Here is a 6,950-nt window from a genome sequence, read left to right on the forward strand (position 1 = left end):
AAACCTCACACCCCCCAAAGGCCTAGCTGTTGCCTGACCAACACCTCCCACACACATTGTCGTTTTCACCAATCCCCCCAACCCCCAACCCCCCCTGTTTACAGGCCCAAAAACCCGGCATGCCTTGTGCAATGACCCAGTTCCCGGACTTTAGGCCTGACCCATCATGCAAGAACCCGCCCCTTACCCGCGACGATCCAGCCCGTTGCTCCTTATCGGCACCGCCACACTCTGCGGCCTGCTCCTGGGCTGTGGCCAAGGCAGCTCAACCGTCACCCGCAGTGACCAACCGGTAAAGGGCGGCACCCTGGTCTACGCCACCGACCGCGAACCCACCTGCCTCGACCCCCACGTGGCCGGCGACATGCCCCAGGTGTTCGTCGCCCAGCAATACCTCGACTCCCTGGTCTCAATGGACACCGACGGCCGCATCGGCCCCTGGCTCGCCAAGACCTGGGAAGTCTCCCCCGACGGCCTGACCTACACCTTCCACCTGCGCAACGACGTGCACTTCACCGACGGCACCCCGTTCAACGCCGCGGCGGTCAAGGCCAACCTCGACCACATGGCCAACCCCAAGACCCAATCCAGCACCGCAGGCGGCTACATCCGCCAATACCGCAGCACCGACGTGCTCGACGAATACACCGCAGTGGTGCACCTGGCCACGCCGTACGCGGCCTTTCTTGAAGTACTCGCCCAAGGCTTCCTCGGCATCGAGTCCCCCACCGCACTGCTGCGCTCCCGCGACGAGAACTGCGAAAGCCCGGTCGGCAGCGGCCCGTTCAAGGTCGTGCGCTGGGACCGGCAAAGCCAGGTCGAGCTGGTGCGCAACCCCGACTACAACTGGGCACCACCCACCGCCAAGCACCAGGGCCCGGCCTGGCTCGACCGGATCGTCTGGAAGTTCATCCAGGAACCTTCCGTGCGCTTCGCCTCGTTGCAGGCTGGCGAGGTCGACGTGATCGAAGCGTTGCCGCCCGAATCCCACGAGGCCGCTCGACGCAACCCGGACCTGACCCTGGTGATCGCCCAACGCCCCGGCAACCCCACCAACGGCACGCTGAACATCACCCGTGCGCCGTTCGATGACGTGCGAGTGCGCGAAGCCTTCGTGCGCAGCTCCGACATCGAAGGCGCGTTGAAGAGCGTGTACTTCAACGAATTCCCCCGCGCCGGCGGGCCGCTGAGCCCAGCCACGCGCTTCTACAGCCCGGAGTTCCAGCACGCCCAGGATTACGACCCGGCCCGGGCTGCTCAGTTACTCGACCAGTCCGGCTGGACCCAGCGCGACAGCGAGGGCTACCGCACCAAGGACGGCAAGCGCCTGCAAGTCCATGTGGTGATGGGCAACCGCACGCCACCGTCGGAATACACCTTGTGGGAACAGGTGCAGGCCACCACCCGGCAGGTCGGCTTCGAGCTGATCGTCGACCAGATGAGTGACGTGCAGGCCACCAAACGCCAGGCCGACTGGGACTACGACATTCGCCTTGGCTACTGGAACACCAACACCGCCGACGTGCTGCGGATCATCTTCGGCAGTGAGTTCATCAGCCCGGCGGGTGTCGGTGGTTACCACCAGAACACCGCAGGCTTCAGTGACCCGGCGTTCGACACGCTGATCCGGCAAGCCCTCACCACCCAGGACAGCGAGCAGCGCCGGGCGCTGTATTACCAGGCGCAGAAAATCGCTTCCAGCCAGTACCTGCAATTGACCACCTACCCGCAAAGCACGCGGCTGGGTATCTACAAGACCACCCAGGGCGTGCGGCTGGAGCCGTCGCTGGCGGTGACTTATCTCTATGACGCATGGGTGAACAAATGAGCGACACATCACTTGCCAACCCACGGCGCGAGCGCCTGGCCCGGCTCGGCAAACGCGCGCTGTGGCGCCTTGCCGGCGGCGTGCTGGTGCTCTGGGCGGTGGCCACGCTGACGTTCTTTGCCTTGCGCCTGATGCCCGGCGATCCGGTGCAGGCGATCCTTGGCGGCCCGAGCGGCAACCCCACCCCCGAGACCATCGCCGAAGCCACCCGCGAGTACGGCCTCGACAAACCATTGGCGGTGCAATACGCGTTGTACCTCGGGCGACTGGTGCAGGGTGACCTGGGGGTTTCCTATTCCCAGCACCTGCCGGTGACCCGAGTGCTCGCCGAGCAATCCTGGCCGACCCTGGAGCTGACCCTGACGTCCCTCGCCCTGGCCTGGGTCCTGGTGCTGGCGCTGACGGTGCTGACCGCCGGGCGCCGCCGCTGGGTGGCCAGCCTGGCCTCGCTCGCGGAAACCCTGGCCGCCGCGCTGCCGCACTTCTGGCTGGGGATTCTGCTGCTGGCGGTGTTTGCGTTCGGCCTGCGGCTGTTCCCGCCGGCAGGCAGTGATGGCTGGCGCACCCTGGTGTTGCCGTCGTTCGCCCTGGCGATTCCGCTGGCCGGGTTTATCGCCCAGGTCACCCGTGAATCCCTGGATTTGACCCTCGACCAACCCTTCATCCTGACCGCCCGCACCCGTGGCCTGAGTGACTTCAACGTGCGCTTCAAACACGCGTTGCGCCACGCCGTGTTGCCGGGCATCTCGCTGTCGGGCTGGGCCATCGGCGCGCTGATCAGCGGCGCCGTGGTGATCGAAGTGATTTTTTCCCGCAAGGGCCTCGGCCGCCAGTTGTACCAGGCGGTGCAGGCCCAGGACCTGCCGCTGACCATCGGCATCAGCCTGGTGGTCGCCGCCGGTTACGTGCTCGCCAATATTCTGGTCGACCTGCTGTACCTGTGGGTCGACCCTCGCCAACAGGAGCTTCCAGCATGAGTGGCCTGACCCTGGAAACACCGCTGCCCGCGCTGCGGATTCAGCGCACCACTCGCACGCTGCGCCTCGGCCCGCTGTTGGCGATTATCTTTCTGTTGCTGGTGATCGTCGCGGCGCTGGTGCCGCAGTTGTTCGCCTACAGCGACCCGCTGGCCATCGTGCCCCGCGATGCGTTTCATTCGCCGAGCCTGGCCCACTGGTTCGGCACCGATCAGTCGGGGCGGGATATTTTTTCGCGGGTGATCCATGGCACCCGCCAGTCGTTGTTCATCGGCCTGGCAGCCACGGCGATTGCGATGACCATCGCCATTGTGCTTGGCCTGTTGGGCGGGCTGGGCGGCGCGCGGGTGGACCGCGGCGTGGGCTGGTTGCTGGAAGTGCTGTTTGCGTTTCCGAGCCTGATCCTGGCGCTGTTGTTCGTGGCTATTTTCGGCAGCGGCATCGGCCCGCTGATCGTCGCCACCGGGCTGGGCAGTGCACCGGGTTATGCGCGGATGGTCCGTGGCCAGGTGCTGGCGGTGCGCAACGCGGGCTATATCGAAGCCGCCCGCGCCCTCGGGCATCCGCCGCTGCGCATCATCCTGCGCCAGTTGCTGCCGAACGCCATGCGCCCGTTGATCGTGACCCTGACCATGGGCGTGGGCCAGGCGATTGTCTGGGCCTCGGCCCTGAGTTTTCTCGGCCTGGGCGCCCGTCCGCCGGCACCGGAGTGGGGGACCATGTTGTCCATGGGCCGCGACTTCATCGCCAACGCCTGGTGGCTGACGTTCTTCCCCGGGCTGTTCATCGTATTGACCACGCTGTCGACCACGGTCACTGGCCGTTACCTGCAACAACGCCTGGAGGGCCGTCTTTCATGAGCGACCAGAAACGCTTGATCGTTGAAGGGCTGTCCATCGAGTTTGCCGGGCAGTCGGTGGTGCGCAATCTGTCTTTCACCCTGGAGCCTGGCAAGACCCTGGCGCTGGTGGGCGAATCCGGCTCCGGTAAAAGCGTCACCGCCCGCAGCCTGATCGGCCTGGCGGGTGCGGGCGCGAAGGTTACGGCGCGCACCTTGAGTTACGACGGCGTGGATTTGCTCAGCCTGTCGGAGCGTGGCTGGCGTCGTTTGCGTGGCAATGGCATCGGCTTCGTGTTGCAGGATGCACTGGTGTCCCTCGACCCGTTGCGGCCGGTGGGCAAGGAAATTCTCGAAGTGCTGGAGACCCATCGCTGGGGCGACCGTCGCAGCCGTGGCGAACGCGTCATTGAACTGCTGGATCTGGTGGGCGTACCCGAGCCGCAACTGCGTGCCCGCCAGCGCCCCGATCAACTCTCCGGCGGCCTGCGCCAGCGTGCGCTGATTGCCAGCGCACTCGCATTGAACCCCGGCCTGGTGATCGCCGATGAACCGACCACGGCGCTGGATGCCACGGTGCAGGCGCAGATCCTGCNNTCAGCCATGACCTGGCAGTGGTCGCGCAATTGGCGGATGAGGTGCTGGTGCTGCGCCACGGCGAAGTGGTGGAGCAGGGGCCGATGGATCAGGTGCTGCTCAACCCGCGCCACGCCTACACCCGCTCGCTGCTGGATGCGGTGCCCGCCGAACATGCCCGTGGCACACGCTTGTCGCCGGAGCGCAGCAACGCGGTGGCGCAACCACGGCCGGGCGCGGATTCGCCGGTGTTGCTCAAGGCCTCCGGGCTGGGCAAACGGTATGTCGGCCCCGATCAACAGTCGCGCCAGGTGGTGGACGACGTCAGCTTCGAGCTGCGCGCCGGCCGCACCCTAGGCATCGTCGGTGAATCCGGCTCGGGCAAAACCACGGTGGCGCGTATCGCCCTCGGGCTGCTGCAACCGGATGCCGGCGAGGTGCGTTTTCTCGACCAGCCATGGGCCGCGGCAGGCACCGAACGGGTCGAGGAGAAAACCCGACGCCTGCATCGCCGCGACATCAGCGTGATCTATCAGGACCCACTGAGTTCGTTCGACCCGCGCTGGACGGTGGGGCAGATCCTCAGTGATGCGCTGGACGTTGCCGGTATCGACGCCGAGCAACAGGCGGCCCGCGTGACACAGTTGCTCGACCAGGTACGCCTGGCGCCGCAATTGGCCGAGCGCCGACCGTTGCAACTGTCGGGCGGGCAGCGCCAGCGCGTGGCGATTGCCCGGGCGATTGCCAGCAACCCCAAAGTGATTATCTGCGACGAGCCGGTGTCGGCGCTGGACGTGTCGGTGCAGGCCCAGGTCCTGGATCTGCTGGCCGACCTGCAAGCCTCGCTGGGCCTGGCCTACCTGTTTATCTCCCACGACCTGGGGGTGATTCGCCACGTCAGCGACGAAGTGTTGGTGATGCGCCACGGCCAGGTGGTGGAAAGCGCCAGCGTCGAGACGTTGTTTGAATCGCCCCAGCACGAATACACCCGGCGCCTGCTGGGCGCGGTGCCACGCCTGCCCGGCAGCGGCACGCAGTTGGTGGTGCCGGCCCTGGAGCCGGAAAACCCCGGCTGGCTGTTTGATGAATCGCGCCTGTGGAAAATCGCCATCTAGACCTGAATCAAGGAAGTGCCATGAGCAAGTTGTCTGCTGTACCCACGCCGCCGGTTGTAACGGTGGCCGAACTGAACGCCCGCGCCGACCGCATCCTGCCGCAGATTGCCGCCGGCGCTGCGCAACGTGAGCGTGACCGCCAACTGCCGTATGAGGCCGTGGCGCAGATCGCCCAGGCCGGGTTGTTTACCGTGCGGATTCCCAAGCGGTTTGGCGGCGCCGGTGGTTCGGTCAAGGACGTGATTGCCTTGCTGATTCGCATCGCCTCGGCCGACTCCAACGTGGCCCAGGCGCTGCGCCCCGGTTTCGGGTTTGTCGAAGGCCTGCTGGCGTCCCGCGCCGAGGGGGCGGAGGAGGAGCGCGAGCGCTGGTTCGGGCGCTACCTGCAAGGCGCCGTGATCGGCAATGCCGGCTGGGAAGTCGGCGGTGCCAACGGTTCGATCAGTGCGCGCATCGTGCGTGACGGCGAGCACTTTCGCGCTTGCGGCAGCAAGTACTACAGCACCGGTTCGTTGTATGCCGATTGGGTCAGCGCCGTCGCCCTGGACGAGAATGACCAGCCCGTGTCGTTCATCCTGCCCCGCGACCGCCAGGGCCTGGAGTTGCTGGATGATTTCGACGCCATGGGCCAGCGCCTGACCGCCAGTGGCACCACCCATCTGCATGATGTGCAGGTGTTGGCCAGCGAGATCCGCACCCGCACCGTCGAGGAAGGCAAGCGCACGATTGTCACGCCGTTCCTGCAAGTGTTCCTCGCGGCGGTGCAGGCCGGTATTGCGCGTAATGCGCTGAATGATGCGGTGACCTTTGCCAAGGAGCATGCGCGGCCGATCAAGCACAGCAGCGCCACGCGCTCGGTGGATGACCCGTACGTGGAACTGAGCGTGGGCGACGTCTCGGCCCGGGCCTTTACCGCCGAAGCGGTGGTGTTGCACGCGGCGGACTCCATTGACCGCGCCTGGGCTGCGGATCTTGATGCGGTGGCCGTCGACCAGGCGGCAGTGGACGTGGCCCAGGCGCAATACATCGCGGCGGAGTCGGCGCTCAAGGCCGCCGAGCTGGTGTTCGACGTGGGTGGCGCTTCCACCACCGGCCGCGCGCATAACCTGGACCGGCACTGGCGCAACGCGCGCACCGTGGCCAACCACAATCCCCGGCACTGGAAAGCCGCAGCCGTGGGCGCCTGGCAACTCAAGGGCACGCCGCCTCCGACATCGGGGCTGTTTTGAACAAAGCCCTCAACCTTTCACACCCCTTGGGCGAGGTGGGCACCGGGCATGCGCGCCGGGTGCCGATGATCATCGGCTGTGCGCTGTTCATGGAACTGATCGACGCCACGGCAGTGCTCACCGCGCTGCCGCAGATGGCCCAGGATTTCGGCGAGCCCAGCGTGCGCATGAACCTGGTGGTGTCGCTGTACCTGCTGGCGGTGGCGCTGTTCGTGCCGGTCAGCGGCTGGGCGGCCGACCGGTTCGGGCCGCGTCGGGTGTTTATCAGCGCCATCGTGCTGTTCACCCTCGCGTCGGTGGCCTGTGCCTGCTCGGGCTCGCTGTTGCAACTGTCCCTGGCGCGTTTGGCCCAGGGTGCCTCGGGGGCGATGATGGTGCCGGTGGGGC

Annotated in this window: 5 protein-coding genes and 1 pseudogene; all 6 read left to right on the top strand. The window is 66.4% G+C overall.

All coding sequences use genetic code 11. The features are described from left to right. The first annotated feature begins 166 nt into the window (after nucleotides 1–166). Nucleotides 167–1,828: an ABC transporter substrate-binding protein gene (locus HX801_RS31455; protein ID WP_177023407.1), complete on the top strand. Its 1,662-nt coding sequence runs from the start codon at nucleotides 167–169 to the stop codon at nucleotides 1,826–1,828. Next, on the top strand, nucleotides 1,825–2,805 hold the full coding sequence (locus HX801_RS31460) for an ABC transporter permease (protein ID WP_003219850.1): 981 nt from the start codon (nucleotides 1,825–1,827) through the stop codon (nucleotides 2,803–2,805). Before HX801_RS31455 ends, HX801_RS31460 begins: the two co-directional genes overlap by 4 nt. Continuing rightward, nucleotides 2,802–3,665, top strand: coding sequence for an ABC transporter permease (locus HX801_RS31465; RefSeq protein WP_177023408.1), 864 nt, complete (start codon nucleotides 2,802–2,804; stop codon nucleotides 3,663–3,665). Before HX801_RS31460 ends, HX801_RS31465 begins: the two co-directional genes overlap by 4 nt. Continuing rightward, nucleotides 3,662–5,334, top strand: a pseudogene (locus tag HX801_RS31470) (dipeptide ABC transporter ATP-binding protein). Before HX801_RS31465 ends, HX801_RS31470 begins: the two are co-directional and overlap by 4 nt. Before the next feature lie 20 nt (nucleotides 5,335–5,354). Then, nucleotides 5,355–6,563 (top strand): acyl-CoA dehydrogenase family protein, encoded by a 1,209-nt coding sequence (locus tag HX801_RS31475; RefSeq protein WP_008431174.1) that lies wholly within the window; start codon nucleotides 5,355–5,357, stop codon nucleotides 6,561–6,563. After that, nucleotides 6,560–6,950 (top strand): MFS transporter (locus tag HX801_RS32145; RefSeq protein WP_371316602.1); only part of this gene is annotated, 391 nt, incomplete at its 3' end. The genes HX801_RS31475 and HX801_RS32145, both read left to right, overlap by 4 nt.

Source organism: Pseudomonas sp. G1002 (assembly GCF_013385455.1).
Lineage (GTDB): Bacteria > Pseudomonadota > Gammaproteobacteria > Pseudomonadales > Pseudomonadaceae > Aquipseudomonas.

Excerpts from the sequence above, each read along its gene's own strand:
- HX801_RS31455 (WP_177023407.1), top strand. The coding sequence starts at position 167 with ATGCAAGAACCCGCCCCTTACCCGCGACGATCCAGCCCGTTGCTCCTT.
- HX801_RS31460 (WP_003219850.1), top strand. The coding sequence starts at position 1,825 with ATGAGCGACACATCACTTGCCAACCCACGGCGCGAGCGCCTGGCCCGG.
- HX801_RS31465 (WP_177023408.1), top strand. The coding sequence starts at position 2,802 with ATGAGTGGCCTGACCCTGGAAACACCGCTGCCCGCGCTGCGGATTCAG.
- HX801_RS31475 (WP_008431174.1), top strand. The coding sequence starts at position 5,355 with ATGAGCAAGTTGTCTGCTGTACCCACGCCGCCGGTTGTAACGGTGGCC.